This is a genomic window from Enterococcus sp. AZ128 (genome assembly GCF_051714485.1).
In the GTDB taxonomy this organism is placed as follows: Bacteria; Bacillota; Bacilli; order Lactobacillales; family Enterococcaceae; genus Enterococcus_A.
This window is the reverse complement of record NZ_JBIORZ010000001.1, coordinates 1,929,520-1,950,527: the sequence shown is the minus strand read 5'-3', so window position 1 is coordinate 1,950,527 and position 21,008 is coordinate 1,929,520. Positions and strand designations below refer to the sequence as shown.

Below are 21,008 nucleotides of genomic sequence, written 5' to 3'. Positions count from 1 at the left end.
GTGAAACGTGAATTAGGCATTTCGGTTTATCCCGATCATAGTGATCCACAGGCGGATCGTGATTATATCAAAAAAGCGGCAGAACTTGGTTATACTAGAATCTTCATGAGTATGTTGGAAGTGACTGAAGGAAAAGAAAAAGTCAGCGAAAAATTTGGCGGTATTATCCACTATGCAAAGGAGTTAGGTTTTGAAACCGTCTTAGATATTGCGCCTTCAATTTTTGATGACTTAGGAATTTCCTATGACGATTTGAGCTTTTTCTCAGAGCTTGGAGCGGAAGGAATTCGTTTGGATGAAGGATTTGATGGAAATAAGGAAGCGATGTTGAGTTATAATCCAGAAGGGTTAGCTATCGAATTGAACATGAGTAACAATGTTGCTTATCTTGATAACATCTTGTCTTACGAAGCAAATGAGCCATTCATTTATGGATGTCACAATTTTTATCCGCAGGAAGGTTCTGCTTTACCCTATGACTTCTTCATCAGCTGCAGCGAACGTTTCAAAGGTCATGGGATTAAAACGGCGGCCTTTATCACAAGCCATGACGCAGAATATGGCCCATGGGATGTCAACGATGGTTTGCCAACGTTAGAAATGCACCGTCATTTGCCGATTGATTTACAAGCTCGTCATATGTTTGCGACAGGTTTAATTGATACGGTGATAATCGGAAATGCCTATGCTTCTGATGAAGAACTAGAGAAGGTAGCAGCAGTGGATCGTTATAAATTGAGTTTAGGAATCGAGTTTGTTCCTGAAGCAACAGAAATCGAACGCAAAATCGTTGCTGATCCGAAACATTTCCGTCGCGGTGATATTACAGCAACTACGGTTCGCTCAACGATGGTTCGGGTAAAATATGCCGATGTCGCAAATCCAGTTCACGATAACACTCAAGAGTTTCAAGTTGGTGATGTCGTGGTAGGGAATGATGATTTTGGGAAATATAAAAATGAATTACAAATTGTTTTAGAACCTCATAGCGATTCGCGGAAAAACCTTGTTGGAAAAATCCCGCAGGAAGAATTGATTATGCTGGACTTTTTGAAGCCTTGGGCGAAATTTCAGTTTGTTCCTAAAAACTAAATTTGAGGCAGATGAAAGAAAGATGAGGGTTCCTTATTGACAAACCCCATAAAGGCGTGTAAAGTATGACTCAACTTAATCAAACGACAATGAAAAGAAGAGTAGCAGTTTATTTGTTCAAAGAGAGTCTCTGGTTGGTGTGAAGAGACAGCAATAATTTGTGAACCACATCTTTGAGTCGATCAGCTGAAATTAGTAGGTTGATCCGGGAGAGCCCGTTAGCGCAGAGGTCAGATTGACCAGTTAAGATCGTTCGTTGCGAGACGACGATGAAAAAAGGTGGAACCACGTAATTACGTCCTTTAGCCCTAGTGGCTAAAGGACTTTTTTTATTTCACTAACTGGATACTGACCTGTAGAGGTCCCTTTCGCGAGAGAAGGACAAAGATGAGGTGGAACCACGTAACTAACGTCCTCTGGTAGAGATACCAGAGGGCTTTTTTTTATCAGTTCTGCTTCCTGCTTTGGCAGGCTAGTAGAATGATATGCGTAGTGAGAATCAGACTAACTTTTTCGCTTTTTTTAAAAGTTAATTTCTTAGTACGAAATAGCAGTTAGGTACGCTTTTCGCAGTTTATTTTGAAAAGGAGCTGGGCTTGGAATGTTCAGTAGAATCGTATGCGTACGAAAATAGTTCTATAAAAACGAACTACCCGCACTAATAATTTCTACTTTAATAGAAACGACAAAGTCAAGATTAAGAAACCTCGAAAGGCCGTACACCTTTCGAAAACATGGAGGGATATTGGGATGAATTATTTGATCGAAGTCATGCCGCAATTATTACAAGGGGCATTGATCACACTGAAATTATTTACTTATACGATATTGGGCTCATTGCCACTGGGAATTTTACTATCATTTGGGTTAGCGAGCCGCTTTAGACCCTTACAGTGGATTTTACGTTTTTATGTTTGGATTATGCGGGGCACTCCGCTGTTGCTGCAATTGATTTTTGTATTTTATGGGCTGCCGCTTGTCGGAATTATTTTTGATCGGTTCGAAGCCGCACTTTTCGCCTTTGTTTTGAACTACGCGGCCTACTATGCTGAAATTTTCCGCGGTGGGATTCAATCGATTCCATTAGGACAATATGAAGCATCGAAGGTTATCGGCTTGACTCCTGTTCAGACAATTACACGGATCATTATTCCGCAGGTGGTAAAAATCGTTTTACCATCCGTTGGAAATGAAGTCATCAACTTAGTAAAAGATACTTCACTTGTATATATCCTTGGTCTATCTGATGTGATGCGCGCTGGTAAAATTGCGATGGAGCGGGACACGACATTACTTCCGTTATTCGGGGTCGCAATTATTTACTTGGCATTGACGGGAATTACGTCAGTAATTTTGAAGCAATTAGAAAATCGTTTGAATTATTATCGTTAGGCAGGTGGAAAAAATGATTGAATTAAAAAATGTAAACAAATCGTTTGGCAATAAAAAGGTTATTAATAATTTGAACTTAGTGATCCCTGATGGACAGATATTAGCAATCGTTGGACCATCCGGCGGTGGAAAAACGACGTTGTTGCGAATACTAGCTGGCTTAGAGACGTCAGATAGCGGGACGTTTTTATTAGATGGAAAACCTTTTGATCCGACGTCTTCGAAAGAACAGGAACAAGTCGTCGGTGTGGTTTTCCAAGATTTCCAATTATTTCCACACTTGAGTGTTATGGATAATATCACGATCGGTCCGCGATTGGTTTTGAAGCAAGACAAAGAAACCTACACAAATAAGGCGAAACATTTAGCTAGTCTATTAGGTATTGAAGAGTTGCTTGATAACTATCCATATCAATTATCCGGCGGTCAAAAACAACGTTTAGCGATTGCTCGAGCGATGGCGATGAATCCGAAGGTGTTGGCTTATGATGAACCAACAAGTGCCTTAGATCCGGCTTTGCGCCAACAAGTGGCAAGTTTGATTTTAGAATTGAAGGCAGATGGAGTGACTCAGATCGTTGTTACCCATGATTTAGTTTTTGCTGAAGAAATTGGCGATCAGGTATTGAAGGTTGAACCTATCAAATAAAAAAAGATATTGGAGGAGTAAGTATGAAATTGAAGAAGATTATTTTGGGAATGGTGGCTGTTTTAACATTGGTAACGTTAACTGCTTGCGGAAAGAAAGAAGACAGCAGCACTGATAGTTGGAAAACCATTGAGAAAGATAAAAAGGTAACGATTGGTTTAGATGACACCTTTGTCCCTATGGGCTTTAAAAATGAGGATGGAAATATCGTTGGGTTTGACGTAGACTTGGCGAAAGCAGTTTTTAAAGAATATGGCATCAAAGCAGATTTTCAGCCAATTGACTGGTCGATGAAAGAAAATGAATTAGCCAATGGCACGATTGATTTGATTTGGAACGGCTATACAGTGACCAAATCCCGGGAAAAGAAAGTGCTATTCTCTGATGCTTATGCGCAAAATGAACAGGTATTGGTCACTAAAAAGGATAGCGGCATCACAAAAGCAGAAGGCATGAAGGATAAAATCTTAGGTGCACAAGAGGGGTCTTCTGGTTATGAAGCTTTTAACAACGAGACGAAAATTTTAAAAGATATCGTAAAGGATAATGATGCGACATTATATGCCAGTTTTAATGAAGCGATGATCGATTTAGAAAATGGACGGATCGATGGGCTTTTGATCGATAAAGTTTATGCTGACTACTATTTGAAACAAGCTGGCAAATTAGATGCGTACACTATCTCTAGTGTGGGCTTCAAAAACGAAGACTTTGCTGTTGGTGCTCGCAAAGAGGATAAAGAGTTAGTTAAGAAAATCAACAGTGCCTTCAAAGAATTACAAGACAATGGCCAATATGCTGAAATTTCGAAAAAATGGTTTGGCGAAGAATTATCTTTACCAAAGGATTAATCAATTCTTTTATCCCTGATAAAATTTAAACTTTAATTAACCAGAAAGAAAAGGCGAGCAAAACTTTTGTTCGCCTTCTTTTTTTTGTATAATGGTACAGAATGGAAAGAGGGATAGCATGGCGCAAAAGAAGCGTACAAAGAAAAAAAGAAAAACAAAAAAGCAAAAACAACTGCAAGAACAGCGCCTGATTATCGGGATTGGGCTTTTATTTATTTTGTTTACAGTCTTCTCCTTATTTCAGCTGGGCTTTTTAGGGAATTTGATTGCTAACGTATTGCGATTAATTGGTGGGAATACTTATCAATTTTTGGCCGTACTTTTAGGTTTATACGGCGGCTTACTTGTTGCGAAGAATACAAAACTACGAGTAACCAAGCCGCGGCGCTGGATCGGGATCGGAATCTTTTATTTAGGAATTCTGCTGATTCTTCATGCGCGTTTGTTTGCGAATGTAGAGAGTAAAGACCCCAATATTTTAAAAACGACTTGGGATTTGTTAATGACTGATTTCTTAGGAAATAGGATTACTCAAAATGTTGGCGGCGGAATGTTGGGTGCCACGCTTTACAGTTTGACCCACTTTTTAGTATCACAAGTGGGCAGCTATTTAATTGCTGGATTGTTACTGATACTTGGAATCTTCTTATTCAGTCTTCTAGAATTCAACCAAGTAACTGACTATTTGGCGAAGCTGGTTGACACTATGCAAGAAAAATTTTCTGAATCTGATGAGAAAAAAGCAATAAGAACAGCGAAAAAAGAAGAACGTCAGGCCCAGAAGGCTGAAGCTAAAGCCGAAAAGCAAGCGGTTGAAAAAGCGAAAAAGAAAGCTGAGCTTGAAGAGCGGGAAAAAAATAAGGTTCGTTCGATGACGCCTGGTGAACAGTTGGCGAAGGAAAGCAAGGAGCCTTTGGTCAAAGAACCAGAGCAAATGACCTTGGTACCGATCGAAGGTTTTCAAGAAAATCTGGAACCCTCAGCATCGCCAGTCACAACGAAACAGCCAGAAATTAACGAAGAGGAGATCGATGATCCTGGTGATTTAGAATTTGAGATCAACGCTGAACCAGAGGATCATGATTACCAATTACCGCCATCAACTTTGCTAGACTCAATTCCGGCGGCTGATCAAAGCGACGAATATCAAAAAATCGAGCAAAATATCAAAGTGCTGGAGAAAACCTTCAACAGCTTTGGGGTGGATGCAAAGGTTGTTAAAGCCAGCTTGGGACCATCAGTTACTAAGTTTGAAGTTCAGCCGGCAGTTGGAGTGAAAGTCAGCAAAATCGTTAATTTGACGGATGATATCGCTTTGGCTCTAGCGGCAAAGGATGTGCGAATGGAAGCACCGATTCCTGGGAAGTCCTTGATTGGAATCGAAGTGCCTAATAGTACGATCAGTATGGTCTCATTCCGAGATATCATTGAAGCCCAGCCGAATCATCCAGACAAATTGTTGGAGGTTCCTTTAGGTCGAGATATTTCTGGCATGGTCCAAACCGCTGATTTATCAAAAATGCCTCACTTGTTAGTTGCCGGCTCAACTGGTAGTGGGAAATCTGTTTCTATTAATGGTATCATCACCAGTATCTTGATGCGGGCGAAACCGAATGAAGTAAAACTAATGATGATTGACCCGAAAATGGTTGAACTGAACGTTTATAACGGTATTCCACATTTATTGACACCAGTTGTGACCAATCCGCGAAAAGCGGCGCAAGCATTGCAAAAAGTTGTTCAGGAAATGGAAGAACGCTACGAAAAATTCGCGGCTACAGGTGTTCGTAATATTTCCGGATTTAATGAATTAGTGATCCAGAAGAATATGGAAGATGGACAAAATCGTCCGATCTTGCCGTTTATCGTAGTGATTGTAGATGAGTTGGCCGACTTGATGATGGTTGCCAGTAACGAAGTCGAAGATGCGATTACACGGTTGGCACAGATGGCCCGGGCGGCGGGAATCCATATGATCTTAGCTACGCAACGCCCGAGTGTCGATGTCATTACTGGGATCATCAAAGCCAATGTGCCATCACGAATCGCGTTTGCAGTTTCAAGTGGTACAGATTCACGGACGATCATTGACAGTAATGGTGCCGAGAAACTTCTAGGACGAGGGGACATGCTGTTCTTGCCGATGGGTGAAAATAAACCAATTCGTGTGCAAGGAGCCTTTATCTCTGATCATGAAGTAGAACGTGTTGTGGAGTTTGTTTCTGATCAGCAAGAAGCGCATTACGAAGAAAAAATGATGCCAACAGAAGAGACAACTTCATCACCATCTGAAACGCCACAGGACGATTTATATGAAGAAGCGAAAGCTTTAGTGATCGATATGCAGACTGCTAGTATTTCGCTGCTGCAGCGGCGTTTCCGCATCGGGTATAATCGAGCGGCCAGAATCGTCGATGAATTGGAAGAACACGGTGTTATCGGACCATCTACCGGCAGCAAACCGCGAGAAGTTCTCCTTCAGAAAGCAGAAGAAGAAATAGAAAATCCTTTAGATGAATAATAAACATACTAAGATTAGAGGGTAAAATCAGTGACAGCTGATTCTACCCTCTATTTTTTATTTTTCGATAATTGCACATATGTGCAGAATAGAAATCAATTTCAGTGAATCAAGTTTACCTATTTTTCGATTTCAGTTTCTGCTAGTTCACATTGAAAGAGCGCCATTGCAAGCTTTTATAGCGAATATTGAGAAGTTCTTTGATGTGTTAGAAGTTGAAATGGCTGAATTTCAACATTAATGTGTAACTTTTATGTGTTATACAATAGAAAAACCCTGTGCTATCTTTTTGTTACATTGATGAGCGCTTACAATTGGAGGAATAAAAAATGAAAGGGTTGAATCCACGGCAAAAAAAATTGATCTATTTACTTGTACAGAATGAGGACTACTTGCCGGTATCTTTCTACTCGGAAAAGTTAGAAAAATCGAGCAGAACTATTTATTCTGATTTGGATAAAATTCAAGGCTTATTATCCAGGGCAGAACTTGTTTTAGAAAAGAAACCGCGAATCGGTGTCCTGCTAAAAGGAACGATTGAAGCAAAGATGCAGTTTTTGGAACGAATTACTGGGATACGGACAGAGGCCGTCGTTGAATCGCAGGAACGTCAATGGCAGATTGCGAAGCAGCTGTTGATTGATGAAGAAACAGTAACACAGCAAATGCTTGCACAACAATTTCATGTGAGTCCAAGTTCAGTCGTGAGCGATTTAGAAAAAATCGTTGAAAAATATCGTTTGACACTTGGGGTATCAAAACGCGGAACGAAAATTAATGGGAGCGAGGAAGATATCCAGAATAATCTTTTCCGATTCAGTGAAGACTATTTAGATTATCATGGGATCGATACAGAACAGCTATTTCGGGCAGAAACACAAACCTTGCTATTCAAATTGTTTCCGCAAACGTTAGTTGAAAAGCTCATTCAACAGATCGGGGAATGGAGGAAACAAACAGATTTCTGTTTTCCTGAACATTACGTGAAATCTTTGGTTATCCGCTTGCTCGTTTTTTGTTTTCGTTTAAATAAAGGGAAACATATTGAGGAAAAAGAGTTTCTATTTGATCAGATAAAATTGATTGATACGTATTTGATCGCCAATGAATTATTGGTGAAGCTTGCAGAAAAACTTGATTTTGAGTATGACGAAGAGGATATTTCCTATGTCAATCGACAATTGGTTGGCTATGGTGTAAAGCCAAATACGAAAGGGCAGAAAAGTTACGAGAAATATGCGGGAACGATCCATAAGATTTTAGAAAATATGAGTGAGATTATGCAGGTTGACTTCTCAGCGGATACGCAATTAGCAGAACGATTTGCCAATCATTTTATTCCAATGATCTATCGCTTAAAAATGGGTATCGCAATTACGAATCCATTAGTTGAAGAAATCAGAAATCAGTATGGAATTACTTTTAGTGCCACTTGGTATGCTTTAGCCAATGCCGAAGAAAAATTAGGCGTTCAATTTAATGATGAAGAAGTTGCTTTGGTAGCCATGTATTTCCAAGTCTCTTTGGAAAAAAGCCAAAACGGGAAAAAAATCTTGATTGTCTGTCCTAATGGTGTAGGCACATCAGAATTAATCTTCAATAAAATTAAACGAATTTTACCGGCGCAAGATATTGCCGAGATTACAACGGTCGATCAACTTTATAAGAAAAATCTGGATAATGTTGATTTGATTATTTCGTCTATTCAATTAGCAGACGTGAATAAACCGATCATTAAAGTTTCTACTTTGGTAACGCAAGAAGATATCAAAAATATCACTGCGCTTTACGCAAACTTGTTTTATTCAGAAGAAACAGACGAGGCCGAGGTTCTAGACTTTCCTTTTTTGAAGAAAGTGATTGATCTAGAGTTTATTTATACGCTGAATTGTAATATTAATCGCAACAAAGAACCCATCAAAAATTTCTAGTAAAATGAGTTTAGGATAACAAACTACTAGGAGTGATTTTGATGGGTTCACACAAAAAGCTTACACGAGATAATCGAAAATGTATAGAGACGATGATTTATGATGCCAAGAGTATTCAAGAAATAGCGGACAGAATTGGTGTTAGCCGAACAACGATTGATCGTGAGTTGAAACGAGTACCCGAAGATTTGATCTATAATGCCGACAATGCGCAATTAGATGCGGAAATGAAGCGCAGTGCCTGTGGTGCGAAGTCCAAATGGACTTCTGAATTCGCTTATCAGATTGAATGTGATCTTGAAGACAGCTGGTCCCCTGAACAAATTGCGAATGATCGTCAAATAGTTTCATTCAAAACCATTTACAATTGGCTCTATGCCGGTATTCTTAATGTGTCTAAACAGTGTCTGAGACATAAAGGCAGAAGACAAGAAAAACAAGAAGAGGCACGAGGCAAAATGACTGTAGGGCATACCATTGATGAACGCCCAGCTTCTGTGTCAACTCGAGAAGAATTTGGACATTGGGAGTTGGACACAGTTGTTTCTAGCAGAGGGGAAAGCAAAGCCTGCGAAGCAACGTTTATTGAACGGAAAACACGCTTTTATTGGGCGATCTCAATGAGGGATCGTACCGCGAAGTCAATGGCACAAGCGATTAAAGCTTTTGTGCAAGACCTAGGGAGTCACAAGGCATTTTTAAGCTTTACGGTCGACCGTGGGAAAGAGTTTTCTTGCTGGAAAGAAATTGAGAAAGATTTAGACGTACCTATGTATTTTTGTGATCCATACTCCCCATGGCAACGCGGATCTAACGAAAATGGGAATGGTTTATTTAGAGAATTCTTCCCTAAGGGAACTGATTTTTCAAAGGTACCCCCTACGGAGAAACAGGAAGCATTACGCAAGATAAATATGCGTCCTAAAAAAACATTGAACTGGAAAAATTGTTGGGAAGTCTTTCAAGAAGAAATGTTGCAATTAATTTGACAATTCAGCATACGCAAAAAAAATTTTCAGATAAGCAAGTTTGTTTAAACTGGATGATCAACCAGCTAGAGAAAAAAAAGATTGTTTCAAAAGGCTTTCGCAAAGAAGTTTTTGATCGGGAAGCGATCGGGGAGACGGCACTTGCAACTGGGGTGGCCATTCCCCATGCGTCTCCGCAAAATGTTTTGCAAACTAAGATTGCGATCGTAACCTTGGCTCAACCAATCATTTGGGATCAGCGAAAAGTCCATTATGTTTTGTTGATGTGTATCGCAAAAAGCGATCGCAAATTGGTACGGGGCGTAATCACAGATATTCATAAAATCGTTCAATCGGAAAAACAGCTAAAATATTTTTTCGCAGAAAGAACGGCAAAAGAAATATATAACGACATTATCAGGAGGTAGAAAGATGTAAGTGATTAACGAAGAATTAGTCGATTTGGCAATTGATGCAGATTCAAAAATGAGTGCTATCAACGTTTTAGCTGAACGAATCAATCAAGCAGGGCGCTTATATGACCACGCGGGGTATGTCGCAAGTGTTGTGGAGCGTGAGAATTTAACGACGACAGGGATTGGTTTCGGTATCGCTATTCCGCATGGTAAAAGTTCCCATGTTAAAGAAACAACAGTGGCTTTTGGACGTTTGAACAATAAAATTGACTGGCAAAGCCTTGATGGAGAAAATGTTAGCCTCGTCTTTTTGCTAGCTGTTCCAGAAGAGTGTCAAGGAGATCAGCATCTGAAAATTATTGCAGGTCTATCAAGAAAATTGGTTCATCAAGAATTCAGAGACACCTTAGAACAAGCAGCGAGTGATCAAGAAATTGTTGAACTATTAAACGATAGCTTAGCCGGTGTTGTTGCTTAAAAAGAAATGCCTGGAATGTGGTAAGAGAGTCCTTCCTCATTTTTACAGAACCTTCAAAAAAAAATAATAAGGAGAAAACTATTATGAAATTAGTTGCTGTAACGGCATGTCCATCAGGAGTAGCCCACACGTATCTTGCTGCCGAAAGTTTAGAGGTAGCAGCGAAAAAGAATAACGTGGAAATCCACGTTGAAACTCAGGGATCAATCGGGATCGAAAATGAATTGTCGATGGAACAAATCCAAAGTGCGGATGCGGTCATTCTGACCAATAATATTGGAATAAAAAATGAAGATCGTTTTAAAGGAAAACCAGTTGTTCGTGTAAGTGCCGGTGATTGCATCAATAAGGGTGATGCGATCGTCAAAAAGCTCCAGCAGAAATTAGCTAAATAGGAGGAACAGCAATGATTGAATTATTAAAAGATACAAGAAAAAATTTGATGACCGGTGTTTCATACATGATTCCTTTTGTTGTTGCCGGCGGAATTTTATTAGCACTGAGTGTGCTGCTCTCAGGGAATGCCTCCGTGCCAGATAAAGGCTGGTTGGCCGATATTGCGAATATCGGAATCACTGGATTGGGAATGATGGTTCCGATTTTATCTGGTTACATCGCCTTTTCGATGGTGGATCGTCCAGGCTTGGCACCGGGGATTATTGGCGGCTTGATTGCTAGTAATATTGGTGCGGGCTTTTTAGGAGGGATTTTATCAGGTATTTTAGCCGGAGTAGTGGTTTTTTATTTGAAGAAAATCAAATTACCATCAAGTTTGCGTTCATTAGGACCGATTTTTATTATTCCATTATTTGGAACTCTGATTGTTGGAGCATTGATGTATTGGGTCATTGGTCAGCCGATTGCTGCGTTGATGACCGCTTTGACAAAGTGGCTGGAATCAATGGGAACCGGAAACTTGGTCGTTCTTGGACTGATTCTAGGAGCGATGATTGCTTCTGATATGGGCGGCCCAATCAACAAGGTTGCTTTCAGTTTTGGTTCTGCAATGGTAGGAACAATTAATCCTGCGACCGGTTTGCCAAGCGATACAGCGTTGACGATCATGGCAGGAATCGGGGCTGCTATCTGCATCCCACCACTTGCGATGGGGTTAGCAACAATCGTTGCCCCTAAGAAATTTACCATTGAAGAAAGAAATTCTGGAAAAGCTGCGATCGTAATGGGTATGGTCGGTATCTCAGAGGGTGCGATTCCGTTTGCGGCGGCTGATCCACTACGTTGTATTCCGGCGAATATGATCGGCAGTGCTATCGGAGCTGCGATAGCGATGGTATTAGGTGCGGGAAATCCGGCACCTTGGGGCGGATGGATCGTTGCGCCGGTAGCACAGAATCCGCTGGTCTATATACTTGGAACGGTGATTGGGTCAGTGATTACCGCAGGTATCGTTATCGCTTTGAAAAAGCCGGTCGTTGAAGATGCGGCTCACGCAGTTGATATTGATGATGACTTTGATTTGGATATCGAGATCATGTAGCAAAAAAAGATGTGCCGAATAATCCATCGGCGCATCTTTTTTAAACTAAAATCAATTTTGCATAAGCACGAATCATGCGCTCGTAATCTAACGGCAGTCCTTTGCTGGTTATCACGATATCGATCTCCGACCAGGGAGCGACCTGTACAAGCGACGTTTTTTCAAATTTCGTGTGATCCAGCAGCACGATTTTTTTTGTGGATTTTTTTAGCATTAGGCGTTTGGCTTCAGCATCAATCAGAGAAGAGGTACAAAAGCCTTTACGATTTTTAACACCGCTTGATCCGAAAAAACAAAGATCAAACTGAATATCAGGATACATTTCACTGCCATTATTCCGAAAAGCCATGTCGGCAGGTGAATATTCGCCGCCAAAACAAAAGAGTTTGTGATGACTGCTCGCCAACTGAGTGATGGCAGCTAAGGAGCTAGTAAAAATTTGTTTTTTCTCGAAGGGTACTATTTTTTTAGCAAGAAGAGCTAAGGTGCTCCCTTGATCTAGGCCGATCGTATATTCTTCGGCAGAAATGAATGACAAGGCAGCTTGAGTGAGTTTATCCTTTTCCAAAAATTGCGCGGTTCTTTGAAAGACTGGAGCTAATTCTTTTTCACGTACTAAGGTCGCCTTGCCATGCTGCTTTTCTAAAATACCTTCTTCGGCTAGGTAGGCCAAGTCTTTGCGGATTGTTTCATCAGAGACGTGAAACTTTTTCACTAGTTCATGAACTTTAAGCTCGTTTTGCTGATATAAAAGTTCGGTGATTTCTTTGCGTCGTTGAGCAATTTCGGCAGCCTTCATCTAAGAACCTCCAGTTTTTTCTTCAACGTTAGCATGAGATTCCAATAAAAACAATCGGAAACTTGGGAAAAAGTGATCAAATCCAATTTTTTCTTGTAATTCAAAGGATTCTGTAGTTTCAATCGAAAAAACTTTCTATACTAAGGGGGAACAGAGGCAGAAGAGCATTAGATACATACTGCTTGAACATCAAAGTATTTTTTTTAGAAGGAAAATAAATATTTTAAAATGAAAAAGGAGTGAACAAAATGGGAACGGGAGTTATTAATCAAGAAAAAAATATCGCGAATGTCGTGGACAAGGGGAATCCCCGAATTCAGCAAATGAAGGACCATTTATTTAAGGAGAAGCGTCAGATTTCATTAGAACGCGCGCTTCTCTACACTGAAAGTTATCGCCAGACTGAAGGAGAACCGACGATCCTTCGACGAGCAAAAGCAGTAGCACACATTTTAGCAAATGTTGAAATCAGTATTCGCAATGGAGAATTATTAGTCGGTAATCGAACTGTTCGGCCTCGCTCAGGCATTCTTTCACCAGAGATGGACCCTTATTGGATCATGCAGGAGATTGATACGATCGCCACACGTCCCCAAGATCAGTTTGAATTCACAGAAGCGGATAAAAAAATCTATCGCGAGGAATTGTTTCCTTATTGGGAAAAACGTTCGATGAAAGATTTTATCAATGGAGAGTTGACTGACGAGGTAAAAATAGCCTTGAAAGATGAAGTCTTTAAATTGAATCAAACGGATAAGGGACAAGGCCATATCATCATGGATTTCCCTGGAATGTTGTCACGAGGAATCGGCAGCTATCTTGAAATGTTAAGCAAGAAAATCAGTGAGGAGCCGGATAATCATTTTTATCAAGCAGGAAAAATCATTTTTACGGCGATGCGCGACCATTTTTTACGCTACGCTGAATTGGCAGAAGAGATGAGCAGAGAAGAAGACGAAAAACAACGCCATCAAGAATTACAAACGATTGCGGAAATGTGCCGCAAATTAAGCATAGAAAAGCCGGACTCATTTTATGAAGCACTGCAATTATTATGGATGACTAGCATCGTTGGGCAATACGAATCGAATGCTTCTTCGCTTTCTTTGGGGCGGATGGATCAATATTTATACCCATTCTACGAATCGTCATTGCAAGCAGGGATCGATCAAGAGTTTTTATATGAAGTATTAGGCGATTTTTATATCAAGACGAATGATGTTGTACTGTTGCGTTCTGAGAGCAGCGCGAAATGTTTTGCGGGATTTCCAACAGGCTACACGGTCGTTCTTGGTGGTTTGGATGAATTAGGCCATACCTCAGTCAATCCATTATCATTTGTGATGTTGACGCTTTATCATGAGATATTACTGCCGCAGCCAAATTTATCAGTGCGCATGAATGAATTGATTCCTCGACGTTTTTTGCTAAAAGCAGTAGTGACAATTCGCTTGGGAACAGGGATCCCTCAATTATTTAATGACGAGGTCTGTGTGCCAGCCTTTTTAAGCAAAGGAGTATCGCTTGATGACGCACGAGACTATGCGACAGTAGGCTGTGTGGAGACCTCTATTCCAGGTAAAACCTACGGACTGCACGACATAGCGCTCTTTAACTTGCTGAGAATTATGGAACTAAGTATGTACGAGCTAAGAGGTGTTGCTGAACTCACGTATGATCAGTTAGTCGCGACGATCAAGAAAAAGATCGATTATTATGTTGAACTAGTAGTTAAAGGATCGAATATCGTGGATTTAGGACATCGTCATTATGCACCCACTCCTTTCCTATCTGTCTTGATCGATGATTGTCTATTAAAGGGTAAGGACGTCACAGAAGGCGGTGCTCGCTACAATTTTTCTGGAGTACAAGGAATTGGTGAAGCCAATCTAAGTGATTCATTGTACGTCATCAAAAAAATGATTTTCGAGAATCAGGAGATGAGCTTTGACCAATTGGTGGATGCGCTGGAATCAAACTTCACTGGTGAATATGCTGAGCTGCAAAAACATGTCATTCAAGACTTTGAAAAATTCGGCAACGATGATGAAGAACTGGATATTATTGCCGCACAATTGTTCCGACACTATGCCAAAGAATTAGAGAAATACGAAAATGTTCGAGGCGGGCAATTTATTCCCGGAGCGTACACCGTTTCAGCACACATTCCATTAGGAGAAGCCGTTGGGGCAACACCTGATGGACGCAAAGCTCGTGAACAATTAGCTGATGGTGGATTGTCACCAATGGTTGGGAGAGATCATTTAGGTCCGACGGCTGTTTTAAAATCTGTCAGCAAGCTGGATAATTATTTGACTGTAAACGGCAGTTTGTTGAATCTGAAGTTTCAGCCCAACACGTTGAAGGGCCAACAGGGGTTAAATAAATTTGCTGACTTTTTATTGGCATTTACTAAATTAAAGATTCAGCATGTCCAATTCAATGTTCAATCGAAAGAAACTTTGCTAGAAGCACAAAAACATCCAGAGAAATATTCTGGCTTATTGGTTCGTGTAGCGGGGTACAGCGCCTTCTTCGTTGATTTGAATAAACAGATTCAAGACGATATTATTGCGCGCGTGGAACACCAATTATAGGGTGAGGGATAAAAAATGGATCAAGGACTAGTTTTTAATATTCAACGCTACTCCGTTCACGATGGCGGGGGAATCCGAACATTGATTTTTTTAAAGGGGTGTCCTTTACGCTGTCCATGGTGTTCAAACCCGGAATCGCGAAAAAAAGTTGAACCTGCTCTCTGGAAGAAAAATGGCAAGACTGAACAAATCGGAGAATGGCGCTCAATTGACGAGTTGCTGGATGAAGTATTGAAGGATGAAATTTTCTATCGGACCTCCGGCGGCGGTGTGACCTTGTCCGGCGGCGAAGTCTTGATGCAGGCTGAATTTGCTAGTGCGCTTTTAAAAGAATTAAAAAAGCTTGGAACCCATACAGCAATTGAAACGACGGGATGTTTTCCAGTGGGAAGGCTTAAAAAACTCACGCCTTATGTTGATCAAGTGCTATTTGATTTAAAAATCATGGATCGTTCTGAGGCAAAAAAAGTTATTGGGCTTGATCCGGAAACGGTCAGAGAAAATTTTGATTATCTTTTAGGTCAGAATCAAATTCAAGTAATTCCGCGAATCCCGCTGATTCCTGAATACACAACAAATAAAAAAAATAGTCAACAACTCATTCGTTTTTTGACTGAACGGGAGATTACGGAAGTTCATTTATTGCCATTTCATCAATACGGCAGCAGCAAATATGACTATCTTGGCTGGAAATACAGCATGAAAGATGTTAAAACACTGAATCAAGCAGAAATCGATCTCCTTAAGGAAAAATTTGAGTTGGCAGGAATCGTTGCAAATGTTGATGGATTGGAATGAGAGACTTAATGTCTCTCATTTTTTTAGCCTTTTTTACAGGTTGTGAAATCATTTCTTTTTTTCAAAGTTGATTGTTTTCTACTTGTGAATCGGTTATAGTATGTAGCGAATGTTGCTATTTTTCGAATGATAAAAAAAAGCGACGTACGAAGAGAAATTTTTAAAATTTCTGATCTTATTAGTGAGCTGGCTATTTTGCAATAATAGGCTAGCACTTCGGTATAATGTAGTAGGAGGTAACACCTTGGAAAAACCCTCAATTTATGGTTTAAGAAGAGAAGAATTAGTCGAATGGTTTCTAGAACACGGTGAGAAAAAATTCCGTGCGACGCAAGTTTGGGAGTGGCTTTATCGTAGCCGTGTAACTGAATTTGCGGAAATGAGCAACCTGTCGAAAAAAACAATCGCTCTGTTAGAAGAAAACTTTATTATCAATCCGTTAAAACAAATAGTCGTACAGGAAGCAAGCGATGGCACCGTCAAATATTTATTCGAATTACCGGATCATTTAATGATCGAGACGGTATTGATGCGTCAAGAATACGGCTTGTCTGTCTGTGTGACGACTCAAGTCGGTTGTAATATCGGCTGTACATTTTGTGCATCAGGTTTGTTGAAGAAACAGCGTGATTTGACTGCGGGCGAGATTGTCGCGCAAATTATGTTAGTCCAACATTATTTTGATGAACGTGGGGAAGAGGAACGTGTTTCCCATGCCGTCGTAATGGGAATCGGTGAACCCTTTGACAATTACGGCAATGTGATGAATTTTCTTAACGTCATCAATGATGACAAAGGCATGGCCATTGGTGCACGTCATATCACGGTTTCAACAAGTGGTTTAGTTCCGAAAATCAAAAAATTCGCGGAAAATGGATTGCAGGTCAACCTAGCGATTTCATTACATGCTCCAAATAATGAAGTTCGTTCATCAATCATGCGGATCAATCGCAGCTTTCCAATCGAGAAATTGATGGGAGCGGTAGACTATTATATAGAAGAAACAAACCGCCGAGTGACGTTTGAATACATCATGTTATCAGGTGTGAATGATCGACCAGACCATGCACAGCAATTAGCAGACTTGATGAAAGACAAGAAAAAGCTAGTCTATGTGAACTTGATTCCATATAATCCCGTCAGCGAACATGATCAATACTCCCGCAGCAGCAAAGCGGATGTTTTACGTTTTTATGATGTCTTGAAAAAGAATGGTATCAATTGCGTGATCCGAAAAGAACATGGTACGGATATCGATGCCGCCTGCGGACAATTACGCAGTAAGCAAATGAAGAAAGCCGCAGCAAAATAAGTTGTTAACTCCCTCATTCGTTGAGGGAGTTTTTTAGCTGAATGATAGGCGAAATGAAAATTCAGTTCATTCTTTACGACTGAAGAATAATACTCATAAACTAAGTGTATTATCAATAAGTTTTTGTACTAACAAACCAATATATACGAAAATACGTTCCCTAGTTTCAGCCAGCTATGATACACTTAAAAGAAAGTGCAATCAAGGAGAATAAGATGAACAAAGCAGATATTCAAACGATTTTGGATCATCGGTACGATCAAGGTTGGGATTATTGGACAACGGAAGATAAACGTCTAGGAAAGGGCGCCCCTTTTTCTTGTTTAGAATCAGCGGAGTATCTTTTGGAGCTGGGGATGGACCCGCAGGAAGAGGTATTACAGAAGGTTGCTGAACTTTTATGGGACAGCTGGCGTGAACCCGGCGATTTCAAACTTTATCCTAAAGGGGCAGTGTTTCCCTGTCAGACGATTCCGGCAGCAATACTTTTGGTTCGTTTGGGGCATGGAGATGATCCGCGAATGGTCCAAACGATGGAACAGCTATTAGCAACACGCTACGAGGATGGTGGCTGGTGGTGTAAAAAGTTCTATTTTGGCCGAGGACCAGAAACAGAGTTTTCCAATCCGTTACCAACATTAAATGCGTTAGAATTATTTCGGCGGACAAGTTTTATTGAGGAAGCGGAATTGGATGAAGCTGTGGAATTTCTCTTAGGCCATTGGGAGAGTAAACTACCGCTCGGTCCATGTCATTATGGAATCGGAACATTATTCATGCAGGTGGAATACCCATTTCGCGGTTATGATCTGTTCTATTATCTTTACGTATTGTCCTTTTATAAAAAAGCTCGAAATGATTCGCGTTTCAAAGAAGCTTTTGAAGTATTGAAAGAAAAGACAGTTGAGGATCAAATCGTTGTCGAACGGGTAGTTCCTAAATTGCGAAAATTGAATTTTTGCAAAAAGAATCAGGTGAGTGACGTAGCGACTGAACGTTATCAGGAGATTCTTTCCAATCTAGCGAAATAGCAGATGAAACAAAGCAGCCGAGAACACGAATAGCGTGCTCCCGGCTTTTTTTGTATTAAGCTAAAATCGTTCCGATTGGAAAGACTCTTCTAAACATTTTTCGAACGAGAGGTCCAGCGATGATTATCTGAAAGGGCAGAGCCATGACAAGATTTTTCAAAATATTTGTTCCCCACATAATGAATAACTTATTCCATTCCTGTGTTTGACTCAAGACTTCGATTGAACCATACAAGGACATGAAAAAGACCATTGGCAAGACCATGCAGGTAGAGACAGTAAGGACTTTGCGTAAGGGACTCGCAAATGTCGGTAATAGTTTGAAGGCTACTTTTTTCGCTGGAGTCGATACGACAAACCAATCCAAAAGTAAAGCGCAGCAATAGCCTAACGGCAAACCAAGCCATGCTGATTTAAAAACCTCTAAAGTGAACGCGCCTGAATGTAAATAAATATTGTACAAACTCATCCAGAACACCATCACGAAACACATCATTATCGTATAAATAAAACTTTCTCTTTTATTACTTGGCATTAAAAATCCTCCTATTTTTTGAATGCAAAAAAGCGGCCATCGTATAACTCGCTACGATGGCCACTTTGGGAATCTTCACTGCGTTATGGAAAGTCATTTTTTTGCTTTTTCCATTATATACAGATTTTCCTATTTCATGTAAGTAAAACTTTTATTTTTTTTCACCAATCTCATCTTTTAGGCGATAGATCTTTGAAGGACGGCCAATACCGACCGGGCGTTCGCCGATTTCATCAAAATATTGCAGCATTGCTTTTTTAAAATTGGAATGATCGACGGTTTTGAAATCTACACCTAAGAATTTCGCAAATACTTTGCGCGCCTCTGTGATCGTAAATTCTTCACCCAAAACTTGCAGAATCAATGGCTCATGATCCATCTTATTCACGACCCGATTAAAGGCCTTACGAATAATTTCGTTATGGTCAAAGGCTAAGGTATCTTTTCCGACGGACTTTCCAGCTTCCAACTCAATCTCAATGGAAATATCATCGCTTGTTAAGCAAATCGTTTCACCATGACGTTCAAGATTAAACCAGCGGGCATCTTGTGTATCATCGCCGGCCGTTGGCGGTACTTGCCCGATAAATGCTAAATAGCTGACTGTAATCACCCAGCCTCGAGGATCACGATTCGGAGTGCTGAAGGTATGAAGCTGTTCGACACTTTTACGTCCGATAGTTAAACCGGTTTCCTCAGCAGTTTCGCGGCGAACGCTGTCGTTGGTTGATTCATTACGCTCCACAAAACCACCTGGCAAAGCCCAAGAGTTACGATAAGGGTTTCCGCGGCGTTGAATCAGTAAAATTTTTAATTGATCTTCTTCTTTGTTATAACCCATGATGACGATGTCGACGGTGACGGAAGGCTTGTCATATTCGGGATGATCCTGTTCTTTATACCAAGCGACGAATTCAGCTTCATCCGCTTCGTGTTCATAATAATCTTTTTCTGCTTCTTTAGAGGCAAATTTTTTCATGCTCTGTTCACCCATCTTCTTATTATAAGTATTCGCCACTTTATTGTAGCATGAATAGCCAAAAAAGGGGAACTCCGCTTGGAATTCCCCTTTTTATTAGTCTGAATTATTTTGTTGATTCAGTTGTTGCTTTTTTACTTGAGCTATCCGTCGTTAGGAAATCAGATAAGATGTTTTCAAATGAATCATCTTTGATTTTCACATTCGCTTTCTTCAATTCTTTCGCGATAACTTCAGAAGAGAAGGTTTGGTCAGCCATTTTTGTATCTTCGGCAATTTGTTTCAATTCTTTTTTGTACTTGTCCATATCATTGCCCTTAGAAGAGGTTTTCTCCATTTTGACAATGTAATAGCTTGATTGGTAAGTTGAAGAATCCATTGCAGTGATTACATCAGAAACTTCTCCGTTTTTCAACTTGAAGGCTGCTTCTTTAACTTCAGTAGGAACGGTTGTTGATTGAGAATCAAATTTGATTTCACCGCCGTCTTCCTTCGTTGTTGAATCTTGTGATTTTTCTTTCGCGATTTTCGCGAAATCACCTTTGTCATCTAACTGTTTCTTGATTTCTTTTGCGTCATCTTCGCTGCTTGCTAGAATGATACGAGCCGTTACTTCTGGGTGGAATGAATCCCAGGCAGATTTTATATCTTTATCAGTGATCTTCACATGTGCTTTCAAGCCTTCTTGGAAAGCTAGTGATTGTTTCAAATATTCTTTATACGATTTTTTCGTATAACCAGCAGATTGCAATTGGCTTTCGAAGCTGTCGCCTAATTGTTTTGCTTGTTTATTGTATTCTTTGTCGATTTGTTTATCAGTAACCTTATCTCCATAAGCATTTTCAAAAACTTTGTAGATGATCATGTTACGGACTAGACTTTGATTTGTTTGTTCTTTTTTCGCTTCGCTATAAAAATCTTCGACGGTGATTTTTCCGCCTTTCATTGTCGCGATGTCTTGATTAGAACTTCCTGAACAGGCCCCCAGTACAATTACACTAAGTAAGCCGGCAGTGGCTAAAAGAATCTTTTTCTTCATTTCTTTGCTACAACTCCTAAAATTATATTTACATTCGTTTGTTATTCCTGTTCAACTATAACACACCTAAAAATGTAAAGGAAAGGGGGTTAAAAATAGTTTCCGAGAAAATTCACAATAAA

The 21,008-nt window shown here is 40.2% G+C and carries 19 protein-coding genes and 1 other annotated feature; of the genes, 15 read left to right on the top strand and 4 right to left on the bottom strand.

The window, feature by feature from the left end; genetic code table 11:
• From IGI38_RS09560 to IGI38_RS09510, 11 genes are all read left to right on the top strand, one after another.
• Positions 1-1,092, top strand: coding sequence for a DUF871 domain-containing protein (locus IGI38_RS09560; protein WP_438729191.1), 1,092 nt, complete (start codon positions 1-3; stop codon positions 1,090-1,092).
• An 80-nt stretch (positions 1,093-1,172) separates the two neighbouring features.
• Positions 1,173-1,398, top strand: a binding site (T-box leader).
• Between the two features lie 444 nt (positions 1,399-1,842).
• Entirely contained in the window at positions 1,843-2,484 is a 642-nt protein-coding gene (locus IGI38_RS09555; RefSeq protein ID WP_438729189.1) for an amino acid ABC transporter permease, read from the top strand.
• A gap of 13 nt (positions 2,485-2,497) precedes the next feature.
• Positions 2,498-3,133, top strand: coding sequence for an amino acid ABC transporter ATP-binding protein (locus tag IGI38_RS09550; RefSeq protein WP_438729187.1), 636 nt, complete (start codon positions 2,498-2,500; stop codon positions 3,131-3,133).
• A 23-nt stretch (positions 3,134-3,156) separates the two neighbouring features.
• Positions 3,157-3,984: a transporter substrate-binding domain-containing protein gene (locus IGI38_RS09545; RefSeq protein WP_438729185.1), complete on the top strand. Its 828-nt coding sequence runs from the start codon at positions 3,157-3,159 to the stop codon at positions 3,982-3,984.
• 118 nt (positions 3,985-4,102) lie between these two features.
• The gene (locus IGI38_RS09540; RefSeq protein WP_438729183.1) at positions 4,103-6,505 is read left to right on the top strand and encodes a DNA translocase FtsK; all 2,403 of its coding nucleotides are present in this window, start codon (positions 4,103-4,105) and stop codon (positions 6,503-6,505) included.
• A 329-nt stretch (positions 6,506-6,834) separates the two neighbouring features.
• Positions 6,835-8,436 (top strand): BglG family transcription antiterminator, encoded by a 1,602-nt coding sequence (locus IGI38_RS09535; protein ID WP_438729181.1) that lies wholly within the window; start codon positions 6,835-6,837, stop codon positions 8,434-8,436.
• A gap of 41 nt (positions 8,437-8,477) precedes the next feature.
• A complete protein-coding gene (locus tag IGI38_RS09530; protein ID WP_438725454.1) occupies positions 8,478-9,425 on the top strand; it encodes an IS30 family transposase in 948 nt (315 codons plus the stop codon).
• Entirely contained in the window at positions 9,422-9,832 is a 411-nt protein-coding gene (locus tag IGI38_RS09525; protein WP_438729179.1) for a PTS sugar transporter subunit IIA, read from the top strand. Before IGI38_RS09530 ends, IGI38_RS09525 begins: the two co-directional genes overlap by 4 nt.
• Before the next feature lie 10 nt (positions 9,833-9,842).
• The gene (locus IGI38_RS09520) at positions 9,843-10,298 is read left to right on the top strand and encodes a PTS sugar transporter subunit IIA (RefSeq protein ID WP_438729177.1); all 456 of its coding nucleotides are present in this window, start codon (positions 9,843-9,845) and stop codon (positions 10,296-10,298) included.
• Between the two features lie 83 nt (positions 10,299-10,381).
• On the top strand, positions 10,382-10,693 hold the full coding sequence (locus IGI38_RS09515) for a PTS fructose-like transporter subunit IIB (protein ID WP_438729175.1): 312 nt from the start codon (positions 10,382-10,384) through the stop codon (positions 10,691-10,693).
• A gap of 11 nt (positions 10,694-10,704) precedes the next feature.
• Positions 10,705-11,796, top strand: coding sequence for a PTS fructose transporter subunit EIIC (locus IGI38_RS09510; RefSeq protein ID WP_438729173.1), 1,092 nt, complete (start codon positions 10,705-10,707; stop codon positions 11,794-11,796).
• 40 nt (positions 11,797-11,836) lie between these two features.
• Here the strand turns inward: IGI38_RS09510 and IGI38_RS09505 are convergent, their stop codons facing one another.
• Positions 11,837-12,595 carry a DeoR/GlpR family DNA-binding transcription regulator gene (locus tag IGI38_RS09505; RefSeq protein WP_438729171.1) on the bottom strand — a complete coding sequence of 253 codons (759 nt, stop codon included), beginning with the start codon at positions 12,593-12,595 and terminating at the stop codon, positions 11,837-11,839.
• A gap of 248 nt (positions 12,596-12,843) precedes the next feature.
• Between IGI38_RS09505 and IGI38_RS09500 the strand changes: the two genes are divergently transcribed.
• From IGI38_RS09500 to IGI38_RS09485, 4 genes are all read left to right on the top strand, one after another.
• Positions 12,844-15,192, top strand: a complete 2,349-nt coding sequence (locus IGI38_RS09500; protein WP_438729169.1) for a formate C-acetyltransferase — start codon at positions 12,844-12,846, stop codon at positions 15,190-15,192.
• A gap of 15 nt (positions 15,193-15,207) precedes the next feature.
• Complete coding sequence (locus IGI38_RS09495) at positions 15,208-15,990, top strand: glycyl-radical enzyme activating protein (protein ID WP_438729167.1); 783 nt, start codon at positions 15,208-15,210, stop codon at positions 15,988-15,990.
• A 244-nt stretch (positions 15,991-16,234) separates the two neighbouring features.
• Entirely contained in the window at positions 16,235-17,302 is a 1,068-nt protein-coding gene (rlmN, locus tag IGI38_RS09490) for a 23S rRNA (adenine(2503)-C(2))-methyltransferase RlmN (RefSeq protein WP_438729165.1), read from the top strand.
• A 215-nt stretch (positions 17,303-17,517) separates the two neighbouring features.
• A complete protein-coding gene (locus IGI38_RS09485; RefSeq protein WP_438729163.1) occupies positions 17,518-18,333 on the top strand; it encodes a prenyltransferase in 816 nt (271 codons plus the stop codon).
• Between the two features lie 55 nt (positions 18,334-18,388).
• Here the strand turns inward: IGI38_RS09485 and IGI38_RS09480 are convergent, their stop codons facing one another.
• The 3 genes from IGI38_RS09480 to IGI38_RS09470 all read right to left on the bottom strand — a co-directional run bounded on the left by IGI38_RS09480 (position 18,389) and on the right by IGI38_RS09470 (position 20,886).
• Entirely contained in the window at positions 18,389-18,868 is a 480-nt protein-coding gene (locus IGI38_RS09480) for a DUF2798 domain-containing protein (RefSeq protein ID WP_438729161.1), read from the bottom strand.
• A 151-nt stretch (positions 18,869-19,019) separates the two neighbouring features.
• Positions 19,020-19,847 (bottom strand): NUDIX hydrolase, encoded by an 828-nt coding sequence (locus IGI38_RS09475; RefSeq protein WP_438729159.1) that lies wholly within the window; start codon positions 19,845-19,847, stop codon positions 19,020-19,022.
• A gap of 106 nt (positions 19,848-19,953) precedes the next feature.
• Positions 19,954-20,886 (bottom strand): peptidylprolyl isomerase, encoded by a 933-nt coding sequence (locus IGI38_RS09470; protein ID WP_438729157.1) that lies wholly within the window; start codon positions 20,884-20,886, stop codon positions 19,954-19,956.
• Positions 20,887-21,008 lie beyond the last annotated feature (122 nt).

What these genes read in the sequence shown, in the direction of transcription:
- IGI38_RS09555 (WP_438729189.1), top strand. Translation starts at nt 1,843, where the DNA reads ATGAATTATTTGATCGAAGTCATGCCGCAATTATTACAAGGGGCATTG.
- IGI38_RS09550 (WP_438729187.1), top strand. Translation starts at nt 2,498, where the DNA reads ATGATTGAATTAAAAAATGTAAACAAATCGTTTGGCAATAAAAAGGTT.
- IGI38_RS09545 (WP_438729185.1), top strand. Translation starts at nt 3,157, where the DNA reads ATGAAATTGAAGAAGATTATTTTGGGAATGGTGGCTGTTTTAACATTG.
- IGI38_RS09540 (WP_438729183.1), top strand. Translation starts at nt 4,103, where the DNA reads ATGGCGCAAAAGAAGCGTACAAAGAAAAAAAGAAAAACAAAAAAGCAA.
- IGI38_RS09535 (WP_438729181.1), top strand. Translation starts at nt 6,835, where the DNA reads ATGAAAGGGTTGAATCCACGGCAAAAAAAATTGATCTATTTACTTGTA.
- IGI38_RS09530 (WP_438725454.1), top strand. Translation starts at nt 8,478, where the DNA reads ATGGGTTCACACAAAAAGCTTACACGAGATAATCGAAAATGTATAGAG.
- IGI38_RS09515 (WP_438729175.1), top strand. Translation starts at nt 10,382, where the DNA reads ATGAAATTAGTTGCTGTAACGGCATGTCCATCAGGAGTAGCCCACACG.
- IGI38_RS09510 (WP_438729173.1), top strand. Translation starts at nt 10,705, where the DNA reads ATGATTGAATTATTAAAAGATACAAGAAAAAATTTGATGACCGGTGTT.
- IGI38_RS09505 (WP_438729171.1), bottom strand. Translation starts at nt 12,595, where the DNA reads ATGAAGGCTGCCGAAATTGCTCAACGACGCAAAGAAATCACCGAACTT.
- IGI38_RS09500 (WP_438729169.1), top strand. Translation starts at nt 12,844, where the DNA reads ATGGGAACGGGAGTTATTAATCAAGAAAAAAATATCGCGAATGTCGTG.
- IGI38_RS09495 (WP_438729167.1), top strand. Translation starts at nt 15,208, where the DNA reads ATGGATCAAGGACTAGTTTTTAATATTCAACGCTACTCCGTTCACGAT.
- IGI38_RS09485 (WP_438729163.1), top strand. Translation starts at nt 17,518, where the DNA reads ATGAACAAAGCAGATATTCAAACGATTTTGGATCATCGGTACGATCAA.
- IGI38_RS09480 (WP_438729161.1), bottom strand. Translation starts at nt 18,868, where the DNA reads ATGCCAAGTAATAAAAGAGAAAGTTTTATTTATACGATAATGATGTGT.
- IGI38_RS09475 (WP_438729159.1), bottom strand. Translation starts at nt 19,847, where the DNA reads ATGAAAAAATTTGCCTCTAAAGAAGCAGAAAAAGATTATTATGAACAC.
- IGI38_RS09470 (WP_438729157.1), bottom strand. Translation starts at nt 20,886, where the DNA reads ATGAAGAAAAAGATTCTTTTAGCCACTGCCGGCTTACTTAGTGTAATT.